The 18,873-nt window shown below is 30.4% G+C and carries 10 protein-coding genes; 6 read left to right on the top strand and 4 right to left on the bottom strand.

Features of this window, described 5'->3' with window-relative positions:
- Positions 1-5: 5 nt before the first annotated feature.
- Positions 6-2,321, top strand: coding sequence for a S9 family peptidase (locus tag H9I45_RS13485; RefSeq protein ID WP_088353979.1), 2,316 nt, complete (start codon positions 6-8; stop codon positions 2,319-2,321).
- Positions 2,322-3,962 (top strand): M1 family metallopeptidase, encoded by a 1,641-nt coding sequence (locus H9I45_RS13480; protein ID WP_088353978.1) that lies wholly within the window; start codon positions 2,322-2,324, stop codon positions 3,960-3,962.
- 90 nt (positions 3,963-4,052) lie between these two features.
- On the opposite strand, the gene H9I45_RS13475 is transcribed toward H9I45_RS13480, so the two are convergent.
- Positions 4,053-4,679 (bottom strand): peptidylprolyl isomerase, encoded by a 627-nt coding sequence (locus H9I45_RS13475; protein WP_088354046.1) that lies wholly within the window; start codon positions 4,677-4,679, stop codon positions 4,053-4,055.
- Between the two features lie 415 nt (positions 4,680-5,094).
- Here H9I45_RS13475 and H9I45_RS13470 point away from each other — a divergent pair, with 415 nt between their 5' ends.
- Complete coding sequence (locus H9I45_RS13470) at positions 5,095-6,195, top strand: DUF4407 domain-containing protein (RefSeq protein WP_088353977.1); 1,101 nt, start codon at positions 5,095-5,097, stop codon at positions 6,193-6,195.
- Positions 6,196-6,356: 161 nt separating this feature from the next.
- Here H9I45_RS13470 and H9I45_RS13465 read toward each other — a convergent pair whose 3' ends face one another.
- The 3 genes from H9I45_RS13465 to ade are packed head-to-tail and all read right to left on the bottom strand — an operon-like array spanning position 6,357 to position 9,130.
- On the bottom strand, positions 6,357-6,953 hold the full coding sequence (locus H9I45_RS13465; RefSeq protein WP_088353976.1) for a PhnA domain-containing protein: 597 nt from the start codon (positions 6,951-6,953) through the stop codon (positions 6,357-6,359).
- Positions 6,950-7,501 carry a 5-formyltetrahydrofolate cyclo-ligase gene (locus tag H9I45_RS13460; protein ID WP_088353975.1) on the bottom strand — a complete coding sequence of 184 codons (552 nt, stop codon included), beginning with the start codon at positions 7,499-7,501 and terminating at the stop codon, positions 6,950-6,952. The genes H9I45_RS13465 and H9I45_RS13460 overlap by 4 nt, the downstream gene beginning before the upstream one ends.
- A 6-nt stretch (positions 7,502-7,507) precedes the next feature.
- Positions 7,508-9,130, bottom strand: coding sequence for an adenine deaminase (gene ade, locus H9I45_RS13455; protein ID WP_088353974.1), 1,623 nt, complete (start codon positions 9,128-9,130; stop codon positions 7,508-7,510).
- A 79-nt stretch (positions 9,131-9,209) separates the two neighbouring features.
- Between ade and H9I45_RS13450 the strand changes: the two genes are divergently transcribed.
- Genes H9I45_RS13450 through H9I45_RS13440 form a run of 3 tightly spaced genes read left to right on the top strand, consistent with a single transcriptional unit; the run spans position 9,210 to position 18,832 of the window.
- Entirely contained in the window at positions 9,210-12,500 is a 3,291-nt protein-coding gene (locus H9I45_RS13450; RefSeq protein ID WP_088353973.1) for a glycoside hydrolase family 2 TIM barrel-domain containing protein, read from the top strand.
- 8 nt (positions 12,501-12,508) lie between these two features.
- On the top strand, positions 12,509-15,523 hold the full coding sequence (locus H9I45_RS13445; protein ID WP_088353972.1) for an aminotransferase class III-fold pyridoxal phosphate-dependent enzyme: 3,015 nt from the start codon (positions 12,509-12,511) through the stop codon (positions 15,521-15,523).
- Between the two features lie 42 nt (positions 15,524-15,565).
- The gene (locus H9I45_RS13440; RefSeq protein WP_088353971.1) at positions 15,566-18,832 is read left to right on the top strand and encodes an amidohydrolase family protein; all 3,267 of its coding nucleotides are present in this window, start codon (positions 15,566-15,568) and stop codon (positions 18,830-18,832) included.
- The last annotated feature ends 41 nt before the right edge of the window (positions 18,833-18,873 follow it).

Raw genomic sequence — 18,873 nt, 5'->3', positions numbered from 1 at the left:
CATATATGAAAATAAAAGTTTTAAAAATTACAGTTGCAACTTGCTTGTCGCTTTTAATATTTAACTGCACAAAAGAAAAAAAACAAAAAGAATTTACAATAGCAGAATATGAAGCTGCTGCAAAACATATGGACAGGAGTTTATACAGTCTTGTATACAATCAAGTTTCTGGGGGGTCTTTTGTTGGAAAAAATTCAGTATTATATGCTACTACGAATAAAGATGGAAAAAGATTTGTACTGGTAAATACAGACTCTAAAACGAAAGAAGATGCTTTCGATCATAAAAAATTAGCCAATTTACTTTCTAAAGAATTCGATAAGGAAATAAAATCAGACTATTTACCAATTTATGGAGTTTCTATTTCTAATGATTCAAAAACGATATTATTTTCTGCAAATAGAGAACAATATTCTTACAATTTAGATGATAATACTATATCTAAAACAGCATCAAAAAAAAATAAAGCAGGCAGAAATGAACATGTATCTCCAAATGGGAAATTAGTAGCTTTTATCGATAATAATAATCTTTGGATTCGTAATTTAGAGACTAATAAAAAAACACAAATTACTTTCGATGGTAAAGAAGATTATGGATATGCTATCAACAATGCTGGTTGGGTTAAAAGTGATGGTGCTGTACTAAAATGGTCTCCAAATTCTGATAAAATTGCTACGTTTCAACAAGATGCAAGAGATGTTGGAATGATGTATTTAACCTCTACAAATGTTGGGCATCCAAGATTAGAGGCATGGAAACACCCACTTCCTGGAGATGAGAAAATTTTTACAATCGAAAGAGTAATAATTCATTTAGGTAAAAAACCAAAAACGGTTCGTTTAAAAATGGATAAAGATTTCCAAAGAGGTTCTACTACAGACCATATTGCGGATTGGGACAATACTTTATTAGATGCTCAATGGAATAAAGAAGGAACAAAATTTGCTTTTGTTTCTGGTTCTAGAGATCATAAAATTGCACATTTACAAATTGCAGATGCAAATTCTGGAAATGTAAAATCTATTCACAAAGAAGTAGTAGATACATATTACGAATCTGGTGTTAATACAGAAAATTGGAAAGTTTTATTCGATTCTAACGAATTTATTTGGTATTCAGAAAAAACAAATTGGGGTCATATTTATTTGTATGATTTAGCAACAAAAAAATTAAAAAACCAAATTACCACTGGAAATTGGCTCGTAAAACAAGTTAAAAATATTGATGAAGAAAATAGACAAATTTATTTTTCAGCTGGTGGAAAAGAAGAAGGAAATCCTTACCATAATTACTTTTACAAAGTAAATTTCGACGGAACAAATCTTACCAACTTAACACCTTCTAAAGGAACACATTCTGTAACTTTTTCTGAAGATTATTCTATATTAGTAGACACATATTCTACAACCACTACTCCACCAGTTTCTGTTTTAAGAGATGGAAATGGAGAAAAAATCATGGATTTAGAAACTGCAGATATTTCTGAATTAAAAGCAAATAATTGGCAAAAACCAATTGAATTTTCTGTAAAAGCAAGGGACAAAAAAACAGCTATTTATGGAGTTCTGTTTTTACCTAGTAATTATGATGAAAATAAAAAATACCCTGTTTTAAATTATATTTATCCAGGACCACAATCTGGAAGTGTTGGAAATTATGGTTTTAGAGCTGTTTGGAGTGACTTTCAAGCAGTAGCAGAACTTGGTTTCGCTGTTGTTGCTGTAGATGCAATGGGTACTCCAATGCGTTCTAAATCTTTTCATGATGCTTATTATGGAAACATGGGCGATAATGGTTTGCCAGATAATATTACCGCTATTAAACAATTAGCGCAAAAATATAAAGGAATGGATATTGATCGTGTTGGAATTTGGGGACATTCAGGTGGAGGCTTTGCATCTACAAGAGCTGTTTTTGCATATCCAGAATTTTATGATGTTGCAGTTTCAGGTGCAGGAAACCACGATAACAGAAATTACGAAGCAGATTGGGGTGAAAAATGGCAAGGACTTTTGGTAGAAGGCAATAAGAAAGGTACAACAAATTACGATAATCAAGCAAACCAATTAATTGCAAAAGATTTAAAAGGAAAATTATTAATAACACATGGTGCTATGGATAACAATGTACCTCCTTCTAACACAATGTTGGTTGTAGAGGCATTAATTAGAGCGAATAAAGATTTCGATATGATTTTATTTCCAAATAAAAGACATGGATATGGAGACATGACAAAATATATGACAAGAAAACGTTGGGATTATTTCGTTACACATCTTTTAAATGCAAAACCAGCCAAAGACTTCAAACTAAAATAAATGAAAAATACAGTTTTAATAATATTCCTTTTCTTAGGATTCTCATCTGCAAAAGCACAAGGATTGCTTAGCGAAAGAAGCAAGTTTACAAAACAAGATACACTTAGAGGTTCCATAACTCCAGAAAGAATTTGGTGGGATTTAACCTATTATCATTTAGATGTAGAAGTAAAACCTGATGATAAATTTATTTCAGGAAAAAATACGATTAAATATACCGTTTTAAATGAATATCAAACATTGCAAATCGATTTACAAGAACCTTTAAAAATTACTAAAGTTACACAAGATGATAAAGAATTAGAAGTTATTCATAATGGAAATGCTCATTTTGTTCAACTTCTAAAAAAGCAACAAATTGGTAGAACAGAAAGTATAGTAGTTTATTATAAAGGAAACCCAAAAGAAGCAATTAGAGCTCCTTGGGATGGAGGTTTTTCTTGGAAAAAAGATAAAAACGGAAATCATTTTGTAGCAACTTCTTGTCAAGGTTTGGGCGCAAGTGTTTGGTGGCCTTGTAAAGACCATATGTATGACGAAGTGGAGAACATGCGAATTAGTGTTACTGTACCTGAAAATTTAACAGATATTTCTAATGGAAGATTAGAAAGTGTTGTAGATAATGGGGCTACAAAAACATACAATTGGTATGTAGACAATCCAATTAATAATTATGGAGTAAATATTAATATTGGCGATTATGCTCATTTTTCTGAAGTTTTTTATGGGGAAAAAGGACCTTTAGATATGGATTATTATGTATTAAAAGACAATCTAGAGAAAGCAAAAGAACATTTTAAAGAAGCTCCAAAAATGATGAAAGCTTTCGAACATTGGTTTGGGCCTTATCCTTTTTATGAAGATGGTTACAAATTGGTAGAAGTGCCATACTTAGGGATGGAACACCAAAGTTCTGTTACATATGGAAATAAATTTATGCAAGGATATTTAGGAAGAGATTTATCTGGAACTGGTTGGGGTTTAAAGTTCGATTTTATAATTATACACGAATCTGGCCATGAATGGTTTGCGAACAATATAACTTATGTAGACATTGCAGATATGTGGGTTCATGAGAGTTTTACCAACTACTCCGAAAGTTTGTTTTTAGACTATTATTATGGTAAAAAAGCATCGTCGGAATATGTAATTGGTACAAGAAATGGAATTGGAAATAAACGCCCAATTATTGGAGATTATCTTGTAAATAGTGGTGGTTCTGGAGATATGTATCCAAAAGGTGGAAATTTATTACATACTTTAAGACAATTGGTTGATAATGATGAAAAATGGAGAATGATTCTAAGAAAAATGAACAAAGTATTCTACCATCAAACAGTTACCACACAACAAATTGAGGCTTTTTTAAGCAAAGAAACAGGAATGGATTTAACACCATTTTTCAATCAATATTTAAGAGATATAAGAATTCCTAAATTAGAATATTCTATAAAAAATAATAATTTAAATTACAGATGGATTGATGTTGTAGATGGTTTTAAAATGCCAATAAAAGTTACAATTAATAATAAGGAAGAATGGTTAGAACCTACTTCCAATTGGAAAAAAAGGAGTTTAAAATCAACAAAGAACGATTTTAAAACAGATCCTAATTTTTATATTTATACAAAAAATAAATAAATTATTTATTTGTCTTTTTGAGAGAAATTGTAAACTAATTTATCTAGTCTTAAAAGAGTTATTAATTACTCTCGAAAAGACATTTTAGGCTTATTTTATAAAATAAGCCTTTTTTATATAATCTACCTTTGGATATTTTTCTCTTAAAAAGACATTACCCAATTTATTGATTTTGCCTTGTTGTCTTCCTAATTTGTCTCCATAACCATCGTAAAACTTTAAAACATTTTCTTGGCCAGCAATTACTTTTGCAACGACAGGAAAACCAGTTACACCAGAATATGCCAATTTATCTAATCTATGATTTTCCTTTAAATTGATAAAAATCTGATTCGATCTCGTATTTACTCCTCCTCTAGCAAAAGAAATAGTCATAGAATCGTTTTTTATAATTACAGGTTCATCTTCAATTCCTTTTTGCCAACTTTTATTGATTAGAGAGTCATTATGAATACCAAATTGAGCCACAAAATTTGGCACCACTCTATAAATCGCAACATCGTTATAATAGCCGTATTTAATTAATTGATACAAACGATCTACACCTTTTGGCGACCATTCTCTGTTTGCTTCAATATCGAAATTACCTTGCGTTGTTTCAAATCTTGCTTTAAAAGTTGCTGGTGCTTCTTTTTCTAGCCATTTTTCTTTGAACTTGTTTGTTGCACAAGATGTAAATAGAATGATTCCTGCTAGTAGAATTAATTTATTTCTCATTTTATTTCTTTCGTTTTTCTTTTGTAATTCAACAAATATAATAAAATGTAGCATGAAATGTTTATAGGGTTGCAATTGTAAGACCTTGAAGTTTACTCTAAATAAAAATATTCCGCAATTAGTTAACAAAAAAGGCTTAAACGAAGTTAATCCAAGTAATTCAGGAAAAGGTTTTCACTTAATATTTATGTAAAAAGATGGTGTATTTGACATAAAAAGCTTCAAAAAAACCAAATGGAAAGGAATTAGTGGTTCTTCAGATGAGAATATGAATCTAATTATTAATTCTAATGGTGTAAAAACAATCAAATAATTATTTTCTCTATAAAATATCAAAAACCTCGAAATTCGAGGTTTTTTTATGTAACAAATTCTGTTTTAATACGTTGTACTTCTATATTTAAAACTATAACCTGTGCTTAAAAATTTCTTCATCACCTGTTCTGGAGTCGATAAAAACCTAATTGAAAACTGTTCTAATGGAGAACAAAACAAATATGCAGGTATTGGAGCCACTGTATTTTTTACTGCAGTTATGGCAACCATTGCTGGAAGTTATGCGCTTTTTACAGTTTTCGACACTATTTTTGCTTCTATTTTCTTTGGATTAATTTGGGGATTGTTAATATTTAATCTAGACAGATTTATAGTTTCCACAATAAAAAAATCGGATTCTAAATGGAAAGAATTCCTGCAAGCTTCTCCAAGAATTTTATTGGCTGTTATTATTGCGATTGTAATTTCTAAACCTTTAGAATTAAAATTGTTTGAGAAGGAAATAAATCAGGTTTTATTGACAGAGAAAAACCAAATGACCTTAGAAAATAAAACTCAAATTGCTGAACAATTTACGCCAGAAATTGCAAGCATAAATTCAGAAATTGAAGACTTAAAACAAGAAATTAATACCCAAGAAGCAAAAACAAATGCTTTATATGAAATATACATCGCAGAAGCTGAAGGCAGAAAAGGAACAAAATTATTAGGTAAAGGACCTGTTTATAAAGAAAAACGAGACAAACACGACGCTTCTTTATTGGCTTTAAATAATTTGAAAAAAGAAAACGCAGAAAAAATTAAAAACAAAGAAGCAGATATTGCTACTTTAATAGAAAACCAAAAAAACTACGAAAGTAAAACACAGCCCATTATTGCAAATTTCGATGGATTAATGGCAAGAATTAATGCTTTAGGCAAATTACCCTGGTTGCCATCTTTCTTTATTTTCTTATTGTTTTTAGCGATAGAAACATCACCAATTTTTGCTAAATTAATTTCACCAAAAGGCGAATATGATTTTAAATTAGAAGATAATGAATCTGCTATAAAAACTTGGGTAAAACAACAAGTAGACCAAAGAAACCAATTATTACAAGCAGACATTGCTGTTAACAAAAAAGTGTATGAAGATATTGCAACAGAGGAAGAAATATATGCTTATAAACAAAAAATGGCTCGCGATTTAATGAAATTGCAAGCCGATTCTTTTTATAAAAAACAACAAAAAATGTTGTAAAAAGCCTCCCATAATCCCTCCAAAGGAGGGAGACACTGTTATGTGTTTTTATTTCCCTTTATATAATCTCTAAACTTACTTTATAATTATATGAAAACTTAAGTCAGTCGCAAGAGTGTTTTCTCCTTTGGGGAAAATGTCTGAAAGACAAAAGGGGCTTTCTATTCTTTTTCCGCCATTTTCTTAACGTAATCTGTAATAATTACAATTTGCGTTGGGCCAACTTTTCCCTCAATATATTTTGCGTTTTCGTGATCTAAAGAAATTCTACGAACTGCTGTTCCTTGCTTGGCAACCAAACTAGAACCTTTTACTTTTAAATCTTTTATTAAAACCACAGAGTCTCCAGCCTGTAAAATAGCACCATTTGCATCTCTATGAATTATCTTTTCGCTTTCGTCTAAATGATCTCCAGATTCTTTTGCGAAACGTAAATCGTCATCTTCCAAATACATCAAATCCAACAAATCTTTTGGCCAACCTTCGTTTCTTAAACGAGACAACATTCGCCAAGCAACAACTTTTACAGCTCTAAACTCACTCCACATAGAATCGTTTAAACAACGCCAATGATTTGCATCTGTTTCTTCTGGATTATCGATTTGAGTTATACAAGTTTCACAAGCCAACAAACTTCCATCCATTCCTCCACCACCAGTTATGGTTGGTTTTACATCATAAACAGATAAACTATCTGTTGCTGTACATAATTCGCATTTATTTCCACTTCTGTTTTCTAACTCTTCTTGTAAACTCATTTTCTTGGATAAATAATTTGGTTCAAAGCTACATCAAATTTATGAATGTCGTTAATTTTTTGAATGGGTTTAAAAAAATTAATCCCAATTGTTTTTACTGTAGGTTTGCATTCGGATAAAAAACCATCGTAAAATCCTTTTCCATAACCAACTCTGTAGTTATTTTCATCGGAAATTAGCATAGGTACTAAAACTAAATCAATTTCTTTTGGGTCGATTTCTTGGGCATTAATTGGTTCTGGAATTCCCCAAGAATTGACTTCCAATTTCGTGTTTTTATCGAAAATAAAATGCTGTAATGTATTGTTCCCAAAGTCGCATTTACTCACCACAATTGTTTTATTTTTTTTATTTAAAAAATCGATAATGGGTTGTGTATTTATTTCATCAAATTTTCTAATGCTTAAAAAAAGATGAACAACTTGAATTTCAGAAAAATCCAATTCAAAAATTTGAGTGTAAATATCTTGCTCTAATTCTAATTTTTGATTTGGAGATAATTCCTTTCTTTTTTCCTTATATATTTTTCGAAGTTCTTTTTTAAACATATTTTTTTATTGAATTTCTAATGAAGTAAATTGAAAACTATTTCCATCAAACAAACCTTTATCAGAAAGCTTTAAAGAAGGAATAACCAACAACGCCATAAACGACAAACTCATATATGGAGCTCGTAATTTACTTCCCATTTGTTTCGCCATTTTATCTAATTCAGCATAAGATTTTCCAATTTCTTGTGCAGATTTATCAGACATAATTCCTGCAACTGGCAAGGAAACTATTTTTTCTTCGGATGAATTTACAGCACAAACTCCTCCTCTATTTTCGATAATTAAGTTTACAGCTTTGCAAATTGCTTCGTCAGAAACGCCAACAGCAATAATATTATGCGAATCGTGCCCAACAGAACTTGCAATTGCACCTTCTTTTAATCCGAAATTTTTAATAAATGCAATTGCTGATTTTTCATTTTTATAACGATTTACAACCGTCATTTTTAAAACATCTGTTGTTATATTTGAAACTAAATTTCCATCAACAATTAAACTTTTTGCTTCAATTTGGTTGGTAACTAATTCACCATCCAAAGCTTCAATAACTCTTATTTTTTCTACTGAAGATTCGAATCTAAAATCTTCTTTTTTCTTTTTATCAGTTTTGAAATTATTCAATACTCCAAAATCTACATCTTTTACAAAAGACGTTCCGTTTTTGGCAACCAATTCTCCATTAATGTAGGTTTCTAAAACCTTGAATTGCTGTAAATCTTCCACAATTATAAAATCGGCATCATCTCCTTTTTGCAACAAACCAACCTCTAAATTGTAATGCTTTACTGGATTTACACAAGCAACTTGTAAAACTTTAAAAACATCTATTCCTTTGGCAATTGCGCGTTCACAAAGCTGATTAATATGACCTAACAACAAATCATCTGGATGTTTATCATCTGAACAAAACATCATATTTTCGAAATGTTCTGGTAATAAATCTATTAAAGCTTCGAAGTTTTTTGCGGCACTTCCTTCACGAATAAGAACCTTCATGCCTTTTTGTAATTTCTCTAAACCTTCCTCATAAGAAAAACACTCATGATCTGTAGAAATTCCTGCAGCGATGTATTTGGTAACATCATCTCCTCTTAATCCTGGAGCATGCCCATCAATTGGTTTATTGTTATTTTTTGCATGTTCTATTTTTGCTATAACCTCTTCATCATCAAATAAAACTCCTGGATAATTCATCATTTCTGCTAAATATTTAATGTCTGGATTTTCCATCATTAATTTAATATCGTCAGAATCTATAATTGCTCCAGCACTTTCAAAAGAAGTTGCTGGTACACAACTTGGCGCACCAAAATTAAATTTTAAGGGAACTTTATTTCCGTTTTCAATCATAAAATTTACACCTTTTACTCCTAAAACATTGGCAATTTCATGCGGATCTGAAACTGTTGCAACTGTTCCATGAACAACTGCAATTTTTGCAAATTCAGATGGAACTAACATCGAGCTTTCAATATGAATATGTGCATCTACAAAACCGGGTAAAATAAAATTTTCTATAGTATGACTCGCTTCACGAATTGTAGAAATTTTCCCATTTTTAATAGCAACCTCTCCTTTAAAAATTCGTTGATTTTGTATATCTACAATGTTTCCTTTTACAATCATAAAAAATGTTTATTCAAAATTACAAATAATCATTGAGGGTTGATAAGAATTAGCTACTTTTAGGGCAAAATTTAACCTAATGAAATATTTCTTTACCCTTTTTATTGTTTTTGTTGCATTTACTTCAAAATTAAATTCTCAACAGAAAAACCCTATTAAAGATTACAAATCTTATATAGAAAACGAGCAAGTTATAAGTGAAAATAAATTAGATGCCCATGCTTCATTTACATCTTTTTCTAATGAAAAAAGTAGTTTTACTAACAATCCAGAATTTTATAAATCTTTAAATGGAATTTGGAAATTCAATTGGGTAAAAAACCCGAAAGATAGACCTACAACTTTTATGAAAAATGGTTTCAATACTAAAAATTGGAGCGATATAAAAGTGCCATCTAATTGGGAAGTAGAGGGTTTTGGTATTCCTATTTACGTAAATCACCAATACGAATTTGCAGATTATAAAGCAATGATTGCAGATGATATGGAGTTGGTAGACACAAGATACCCAAAAAATCCAGGTGATGTTCCAGATAATTACAATCCAGTTGGTTCTTATGTTAAGGAATTTAATATTGATAGAAGCTGGAACAAAAAAGAAGTGTTTTTACATATTGGAGCTATGAAATCTGGTGGTTTTGTATGGTTGAATGGAAAATATATTGGTTATTCTCAAGGCAGTAAATTACCAGCAGAATTTAACATTACAGATGCTGCTAAATCTGGAAAAAACACATTGGCGATTCAAATTTTTAGATGGACAGATGGTTCTTATTTAGAATGTCAAGATTTTTGGAGAATTAGCGGAATTGAACGTAGCGTTTTTGTGTATGCACAGCCAAAGGTTAGAATTCAAGATTTTGAAGTAACCTCGATTTTAGATGATGCTTATAAAAATGGCGTTTTAAGTTTAGATATCGATGTTGAAAATCATATAAATAAATCACAAGAAACAACCATTGAATATCAACTTTTAGATGATAATAATCAATCTGTAAAAACAAGTAATAAAACTGCTAATATTTCTAAAAAATCGAAAGGGAAAATTAATTTTTCTACAACAATTCCAAATGTAAAACAATGGAGTGCAGAACATCCAAACCTATATACACTTTTAATAAAAGTAAAAGATTCTAAAGGAAAAACATTAGAGGTTTCGAATACAAAAATTGGTTTTCGTTCTGTGGAAATCAAGCAAGGTTTATTGTTAGTTAATGGACAAAGAATTACCTTAAAAGGTGTAAATACACAAGAAGCAGACCCAGAAACTGGGCATGTAATGTCGGAAGAATTAATTTTAAAAGACATAAAACTTTGGAAAGAAAACAACATAAACGCAGTTCGTTTAAGCCATTACCCAAGAGGAAAACGTTTTTATGAATTATGTGATATTCACGGAATTTATGTGGTTGATGAAGCCAATATTGAATCTCATGGAATGTATTATGGAAAATATTCTTTGGCAAAAAAACCAAATTGGGAGAAATCGCATGTAGATAGAATGGTTCGCATGGTAAAACGTGATAAAAACCACCCATCTGTAGTAATTTGGTCTATGGGAAATGAAGCTGGAAATGGTGTAAATTTCTTTAAAGGGTATACTGAAATCAAAGCAAATGACAACACAAAAAGACCAGTTCAATACGAAAGACCTTATAAAGATTACGATAGTACGTTGTTTGATATGGATTCAAATACGGATATAATTGTACCTCAATATCCTTCTCCAAGATTATTTGAAGAGATAGGAAAATCGAAAACAGACCGTCCTTTTATTCCAAGTGAATATGCACATGCAATGGGAAATAGCACAGGGAATTTCCAAGATTACTGGGATATTATTGAGTTGTATGACAATCTTCAAGGTGGATTCATTTGGGATTGGGTAGATCAATCTATTTGGAAAACAAATGAAAAAGGAGAGAAATTTTATGCTTATGGAGGTGATTATGGTAAAAATATGCCAACAGATAATACCTTTTTAAATAACGGAATTGTTTTTCCAGATAGAACTCCACAACCAGGATTGTATGAAGTAAAAAAAGCGCATGAATTCATCAATTTTAAAGACAAGGGAATTAATAGACATAACGAATTAAGAGTTTTACTTGAAAATTTATATGACTTTACCAATTTAGATAAATTCAATTTCTCCATTAAAATTAAAGCCGATGGAAAAATTTTAGAAGAAAATTCTTTAACAGATATTTCTGTTGAAAGCCATACTGGAAAAATAATTCGAGTACTTTTAAAAAACATTCAATTTCAACCAAATACAGAATATTTTGTCGAGATTTCTGCCATTACAAAAAACGATTGGGGTTTATTACCTAAAGGTTTCGAAGTTGCTCATGAGCAAATTTCTTTAGACAGAAAATATGTAACAAAAGCTTCTGAAAAAATTATCAATAGCAATATTAAAATTTCAGAAAAAAGAAATTCGATTGTAGTTTCTGGAAATAATTTCAAAATTAATTTTGATAAAAATAAAGGGCAGATTACTTCTTATCTTTTTGAAAATAAAGAGCTTTTAAATAATCAAAAAGGACCAAAACCAAATTTTTGGAGAGCTGTTACCGACAACGATTTTGGAAATGCAATGGATAAGAAAAATATCGAGTGGAAAAATGCTTCTTTAAATGCAACTGTAAAAAACATAGAAACAAAAACGCTTGAAGACAATACAGCTTTGGTAAACATCACTTACAATTTACCTGGCGTAAAAACCACATTTGTTTCTTCTTATTTTATCTTAGAAAATGGTGTTATTAAGATTGAAAACACTTTAAATTCATCGAATTATAAAGGAGATATTCCAAGAATTGGAATGAGAATGCAGGTTCAAAAAGAATTCGATAATCTTACTTATTTTGGACGTGGGCCTTGGGAAAACTATCAAGATAGAAAAGCTTCTGCATTTGTAGATTTATACGATTCTAAAGTGAGCGACCAATATGTACCTTACATTCGTCCACAAGACAATGGTTATAAAACTGACACACGTTGGTTGGCAGTTTCTAACAATTCTAACAACGGACTTTTAGTAGTTTCTGGAGATAAAAATTTAGTGAGTTTTAGTGCGCTTCATATGGAAAATGAAGATTTTGACACCACTGCTGGTTTGGATTATAAAAACTCTAATATGAGTAAACATACGATTGATATTAAAGAAAAAAACTTAGTTCAATTAAATATTGATTTAGGTCAACGTGGAGTTGCTGGAGATGATAGTTGGTATTCTAAACCACAAGAAAAATATCAATTTAAATCTGATAAAACATATTCTTATGGATTTTATTTAATTCCGTTTTCAAATAAAAATAAAACCGATTTTATAGAAATAAATAAAACTTTTAAAAACTTAAAATAGTTTTTTTGATGCAAATTACTGAAGCTGAAAAAATTCTTTTTGAACAATACACCATTAAAGGTAAAGCATCAAAATTACCGGGAGAATTGGATGCTAATTTTAAAATTAAAGTTGACGACAAACCGACTTATATTTTAAAAATAGCAAATGAAAACTCATCTGAATCTGAATTAGATTTTCAAGAAAAAATCTTGTTACATCTTTCTAATTCAGATAAAAAAACTAAGCTTCCTCAATTGATAAAAAACAATTCTGGAAGTTTTATTTCTAAAGTTGAAACAGAAAAAAGCACCTTTAGAAAAGTACGATTGCTTTCTTGGATGGAGGGTAGAATTTGGTCGGGAGTAAATCCGCAATTAAACGATTTACGATTTAGTTTAGGCCTAAAAGCAGGAGAAATCACTAAAAAACTTATAAATTTTAATGATAAAGAAGCAGAAAGAGTATTTGTTTGGGACATTGCACAAACTTCCTGGGTAAAAGAATATTTGTATTTGTTTTCTAATGAGGACAAAGAATTGGTTTCTTACTTCTTAAATCAATTTAATAATTTTCAAAAAGACTATAAAAAACTTCGAAAAAGTGTGGTTCATAATGATGTGAATGACAATAATATTTTAGTTTCAGAAGATGTATTGAATCCAATAGTAACTTCAATTATAGATTTTGGAGACGCTATAAAAACGCAAATAATTAACGATGTTGCTATTACTTGCTGTTACGCAATTATGCATCATAACGATCCTTTAGAAGCAAGTTTATCAATTATAAAAGGCTATCATTCTACTTTTAAATTAGAAGAAAAAGAGTTAGAATTTTTATATACTTTAATCGGAATTCGTTTGGTTGTTTCTGTAACAAAATCTGCAATTAACAAAAAAGAAAATCCAAATAACACCTATCTATTAATTAGTGAAAAATCTGCATGGGAATTACTAAAAAAATGGAAAACAGTTTCTGAAGATTTTGCACATTATAGCTTTAGAAATGCATGTGGTTTTTCTGCAAATCCTAATCAACTTAAATTTGAAAATTGGGCTAGAAAACAAGATTTTTCTTTGGCTGAATTGTTTCCAACAATCAACAAAAATAAAATTGAACAATTAGATTTAAGTGTTTCTAGTTCTTGGATTGGACACCAAAAAGAGTTTAACAATTTAGATTTATTTCAGTTTAAAATCGAACAACTTCAAAAGGAAGTTCCAACTAAAATAATTGCTGGTGGTTATTTAGAACCTCGCTCTTTATACACTTCTACTTCGTATGATAAAGTGGGTAATTATGGAAAAGAAAGCAGAACAATTCATTTAGGAGTCGATTTTTGGTTACCAGAAAACACACCTGTTTATGCACTTTTCGATGGTGAAGTTGTAATTGCTGATAATAATTCAAGCGACAAAGATTATGGTGGTTTTATCATTTTAAAACATCAACAAAAAGAATTTCATTTTTATACTTTATATGGACACAACACTGCAGAAAGCGTTCTAAAACATAGAACTGGTGATAAAATTAAAAAAGGAGCACAAATTGCGGTTTTAGCGAATTATCCAGAAAATGGAAATTGGGCGCCGCATTTACATTTCCAAGTTTTTTTATCGATGTTAGATTATAAAAATGACTTTCCAGGAGTTGCGTATTTCAATCAAATTGATGTTTGGAAAAGTATTTGTCCGAACCCAAATTTATTATTTAAAGTTACTGGTTTTAAAGAGAATTTAATTGATAATTCTGATGAAATTCTTAACCAAAGAAAAGCACATTTAGGAAAAGGAATGAGTCTTCAATATAAAAAACCTTTACACATAGTTCGTGGTTTAGACCAATGTTTAATTGATTATTCTGGAAGAAAATATTTAGACACTGTTAATAATGTTGCACATGTTGGACATGAAAATTTCGAAGTTGTAAAAGCTGGTCAAAAACAAATGGCAGTTTTAAATACAAATACTCGTTATTTACATGAAAACATAAATCATTTGGCGAAAGAAATTCTTGAAACTTTACCAAAAGAAATCTCAGTTTTACATTTTGTAAATTCTGGAAGCGAAGCGAATGAACTTGCTCTAAGAATGGTAAAAACAGTTACAAATTCTGAAGAGATTATCGCAAGCGAAATTGGTTATCATGGAAACACAAATGCAACCGTAAATATTTCATCCTATAAATTTGATGGAAAAGGCGGAAAAGGTACTCCAAAAAATACCCATGTTTTCCCAATTCCGAATGCGTTTAGAGGAAAATATCGAGGAGAAAATACCGCTGATAAATATGCAAACGAAGTTCAACTTTTAATTGATAATATTCATCAAAAAAACAAAAAAGTAGGCGGTTTTATTATAGAACCCATAATTTCTTGTGGAGGACAAGTAGAATTGCCTGAAGGGTTTTTAGAAAAAACTTATCAAAAAGTAAAAAAGGCTGGTGGAATTTGTATTTCTGATGAAGTACAAACTGGTGTTGGAAGAATGGGAACTACATTTTGGGGATTTCAATTACACAATGTAATTCCAGATATTGTTACCATTGGAAAACCTTTAGGAAATGGACACCCAATTGCGGCTGTTGCTTGTACAAAAGAAGTTGCAGAAAAATTTGGAAACGGAATGGAATTCTTTAATACTTTTGGAGGAAACCCAGTTTCTTGTGCGATTGCAACACAAGTTTTACAAACTGTAAAAAACAATAATTTACAAGAAAATGCGTTGATAGTTGGAGATTATCTAAAGGCAGAATTATTAAAATTATCTGAAGAATTTCCAATAATTGGTGATGTTCGAGGACAAGGTTTATTTTTAGGTTTCGAGCTAGTTAATAAAGATTTACAACCGCTAACAAAAAAAACCAATTATCTAATCAATAGAATGAAAGATTTTGGAATTTTAATGAGTTCAGATGGACCTGATAATAACGTATTAAAAATAAAACCTCCAATTATATTTTCTAAAAAAGACGCTAAAGAAGTTATTTTTTACTTAAAATTAGTTTTTAAAGAAAACTTTATGAACTTGACTAAAATATAAACCCTATTTTTATAATTCAAAAACAGTTAAATTTATTTTATAATGATTAAAAAGCACATATATCTCTTATTATTTGCAATTTCTTCAACCTTAATTGCACAAGAGAAATCAGAAAAATGGGATGTAAATAATCCACACGAAAGTTGGTTATACAACTCCTTTAATTTAAGTACAGATGAAGGAACTTGGATGAATTTAGATGTAAGTCCTGATGGAAAAACAATTGTTTTCGACTTATTAGGAGACATTTACAAAATGCCTGTATCTGGAGGAACTGCAACAATTTTACGTTCTGGTTTAGCATACGAAGTACAACCAAGATTTAGTCCAAATGGAAAATATATTTCTTTTACAAGTGATGCAGAAGGAGGAAATAATATTTGGGTAATGAGAGCTGATGGGAATGATGCAAAATCCATTACAAAAGAAAAATTTCGATTGTTAAATAACGCAGTTTGGACTCCAGATGGAAAATCTTTAGTTGCTAGAAAACATTTTACGTCTACACGTTCTGTTGGAGCTGGAGAAATGTGGCAATATCCACTTTCTGGAGATGCTGGTTTAAAATTAACAACTAGAAAAAATGATCAACAAGATGTAAATGATCCTTCGATTTCTCCTGATGGAAGATATTTATATTACGCAGAAGACATGTATCCTGGAGGATTTTTCCAATATAACAAAGATCCAAACAAACAGATTTATGTGATAAAACAATATGATTTTGAAACTGGAAAAACCGAACAAATTACAGGTGGACCTGGAGGTGCTGCAAGACCAGTTGTTTCTAAAGATGGTAAATTCTTGGCATTTGTAAAACGTGTGAGAACAAAAACAGTTTTATACATACATGAACTAGAAACTGGAAGGGAATGGCCAATTTATTATGATTTAAGTAAAGACCAGCAAGAAGCTTGGGCTGTTTTTGGAGTTTACCCTCATTTTTCTTGGTTGCCAAATAATAAAGAAATTATTTTTTGGTCAGAGGGAAAAATTAACAGAATTAATATCGATTCTAAAGAGATGGTAAATATTCCTTTTGAAGTGAATCAAGATATTAAATTAGCACAAACACATCATGTAAAAAGAAAGGTTTTCGAACCTAATTTTACATCAAAAATGATTAAAGATGTAAAAACTTCTCCAAATGGAAACATGGTTATTTTTACTGCATTAGGACATATTTACAAAAAAGAATTGCCAGGTGGTGCTCCAATTAGAATAACTTCTTTAGAAGATTTCGAAGCAGAGCCAAGTTTTTCTCCTGATGGAAATACAGTAATTTTTGTTACTTGGAATGATGAGAATTTAGGTGCAATTTATAAGGTAAATATAGATGGAACAGGAGTTACTAAATTAACTTCAGAAAAAGGAATATACAGAACTCCAGCTTATAATAATGCAGGTACAAGAATAACCTACAGAAAAGAAAATGGAAATGGAGATCAAGGATACGATTACACTAAAAAAGCTGGAATTTACACAGCTTATTTAGATGGTTCTGGAGCAAATAAAATAAGTGATAGTGGAGAATTCCCTATATTTTCAGCAAATGACGAACGTGTATTTTTTCAAACTGGAGGGTCTTTTTTCGGAGGATTAACGAAGAAATTAAAGAGTGTAAATTTGAATGGAAAAGACGAAAAAAGTCATTTTTCCTCTAAATTAGCTAACAGATTAGTGCCAAGTAAAGACAATAATTGGGTAGCTTTTATACATCTACATAAATTATATTTAGCACCATTTGTTATGAATGGAAGTGAAATAAATTTAGATGCTAACACCAAATCGTTTAATGTAGAAAGTTTATCGGAAAATGCAGGAATAAATTTACATTGGTCTTCTAACGACCAAAAAGTTCATTGGACTCTGGGTGACGAATATTTTTCTAAATCGATTGTTAATAATACCACAGATCCTTTTGCAAAAACAAATTTATCTGCTGCAACAGCTACAAGCGTAAAAATTGGTCTGCAAACAAAATCTGATGTTCCTGATGGACGAGTTGCTTTTACAAACGCTCGTTTAATTACAATGAATAGTGATAAAATCATTGAAAACGGAACCATTATCATCCATAAAAATAAAATCGAAAAAATAGGAACTTCCAAAGAAGTAGCTGTTCCAAGTGATGCAAAAGTATATGACATGAAAGGCAAAACAATTATGCCTGGAATTGTAGATGTTCATGCACATGTAGGTGCTTTTAGGAATGGTTTAAGTACACAAAAACATTGGCAATTTTATGCGAATTTAGCTTTTGGAGTTACAACATCTCATGATCCATCAGTAAATACAGCTGCAGCTTTTACTTTAGAGGAATTACAAAAAAGCGGAAAACTTGTTGGACCAAGAATGTTTTCTACAGGATTTATTTTATATGGAGCAGAAGGCGATTTTAAAGCAGTTGTAAATAATTTAGAAGATGCTCGTTTTGCAATTTCAAGAACAAAAGCATTTGGTGCGAAATCTGTTAAAAGTTACAACCAGCCAAGAAGAGAACAACGTCAGCAAATTATGCAAGCTGCAAGAGAATATGGCGTAAATGTAGTTCCAGAAGGTGGTTCTAACTTTTATGCAAACATGAGTATGATTTTTGATGGACACACAGGAATTGAACATAATATTCCAGTTGCTCCTTTATATAAAGATGTTTTAACGCTTTGGAAAAATAGTAAAACTGGTTACACTCCAACTTTAATTGTAAATTATGGTGGAATGAATGGTGAGTTTGAATGGTATCAAAAATCAAATGTTTGGGAAAATAAAACCTTACTTAAATATACACCAAGATATGTAGTAGATTCTCGTTCGAGACACAGAACAATGGTTCCTGAGGAAGAATATAAAAACGGACATATTTTAGTTTCTGAATCGGTTACAGATTTATCTAAATTAGGTGTAAAAGTAAATTTAGGTGCTCATGGACAATTACAAGGCTTAGGTGCTCATTGGGAATTATGGATGCTTCAGCAAGGAGGTTTATCTAATTTAGAAGCTTTAAAAGCCGCTACAATTAATGGTGCAGAATATATTGGTGCAGCTGATGAAATAGGCTCTTTACAAGTTGGAAAATTAGCCGATTTAATTGTTATGGATAAAAATCCTTTAGATAACATTCAAAACTCTAATTCTGTTATTTACACGATGATAAATGGACGTTTATATGACATAAACACAATGAATGAAGTTGGAAATTATGACAACAAGAGAGGGCAATTCTATTTCGAAAATCAAGATTATAACCAAGGTTTTCCTGTGAATTTAAAAACGAATAGTTTTACGACTCCTACTTGTAGCTGTCATTAATAAATATAAAAAAAATAAAAAGACTGTTTAAATGAAGTAGA

The sequence above is a fragment of the Polaribacter haliotis genome (assembly GCF_014784055.1).
Classification (GTDB): domain Bacteria; phylum Bacteroidota; class Bacteroidia; order Flavobacteriales; family Flavobacteriaceae; genus Polaribacter; species Polaribacter haliotis.
Note: the sequence above shows the minus strand (reverse complement) of the source record. Positions and strands in the feature narration are given on the sequence as shown.

Bases quoted from the DNA above. Each gene is read 5' to 3' on its own strand.
- H9I45_RS13485 (WP_088353979.1), top strand. From the start codon at position 6: ATGAAAATAAAAGTTTTAAAAATTACAGTTGCAACTTGCTTGTCGCTT.
- H9I45_RS13480 (WP_088353978.1), top strand. From the start codon at position 2,322: ATGAAAAATACAGTTTTAATAATATTCCTTTTCTTAGGATTCTCATCT.
- H9I45_RS13475 (WP_088354046.1), bottom strand. From the start codon at position 4,679: ATGAGAAATAAATTAATTCTACTAGCAGGAATCATTCTATTTACATCT.
- H9I45_RS13465 (WP_088353976.1), bottom strand. From the start codon at position 6,953: ATGAGTTTACAAGAAGAGTTAGAAAACAGAAGTGGAAATAAATGCGAA.
- H9I45_RS13460 (WP_088353975.1), bottom strand. From the start codon at position 7,501: ATGTTTAAAAAAGAACTTCGAAAAATATATAAGGAAAAAAGAAAGGAA.
- ade (WP_088353974.1), bottom strand. From the start codon at position 9,130: ATGATTGTAAAAGGAAACATTGTAGATATACAAAATCAACGAATTTTT.
- H9I45_RS13450 (WP_088353973.1), top strand. From the start codon at position 9,210: ATGAAATATTTCTTTACCCTTTTTATTGTTTTTGTTGCATTTACTTCA.
- H9I45_RS13445 (WP_088353972.1), top strand. From the start codon at position 12,509: ATGCAAATTACTGAAGCTGAAAAAATTCTTTTTGAACAATACACCATT.
- H9I45_RS13440 (WP_088353971.1), top strand. From the start codon at position 15,566: ATGATTAAAAAGCACATATATCTCTTATTATTTGCAATTTCTTCAACC.